The organism is Aeromicrobium sp. PFPM2_SD2 (assembly GCF_057364525.1).
Genome location: NZ_JBNFNZ010000826.1, coordinates 1 through 531, shown reverse-complemented (window position 1 = coordinate 531; position 531 = coordinate 1). Strand labels below are relative to the sequence as shown.

The window sequence follows — 531 nt, the reverse complement described above, 5'->3', positions numbered from 1 at the left end:
GGCTGGCCCTGCCGGGCGACCTGGACTGCCGCGCCGGGCTCGGCCGTCGGCTCGGTGCAGGCCGTCGGTGCCGGCCCGTACGGTCGGGTGCAGGACGGTCCCGCGTGGTGGGCCGCCCGCGACGCCATCGTCGAGGCGAAGCGCCGCGAGTCGGGACGCCACCGGTCCCTGCGCACCTGGTACCTCGTGGGCGAGGACGCGCAGGACGCCGTCCCGGCCGAGGTGGTCAACGCCTACCTGCTCTGCCGCGACCAGCTGGTCGGAGCCATGAACGAGCGCGCACGCCGCATCCTCGCGGGCGTGCTGGAAGGACGCAGCCAGGTGCAGATCGCCAAGGACGAGCAGGTGTCCCAGTCCGCGGTGTCCCAGGCGCTGCAGCGCTCCGGCGCCGTGGCCGTGCTGGGCGCCGCCGAGCTGCTGGAGGCCCGATGACCCTGCTCGCCCTTTTCCTGGCCACGCTCGGCGCGGCCGACCTGGTGCGTCCGCGCGACCGCGCCGTGCCGCTGCCCGTGGCCGGCCAGGCGGTCCTGG

General features: G+C 76.3%; 1 pseudogene. It reads left to right on the top strand.

From position 1 onward, the window contains the following. Positions 1-432: pseudogene (locus AC2W7G_RS18340) on the top strand (hypothetical protein); the annotation flags it as partial. Positions 433-531: the final 99 nt, after the last annotated feature.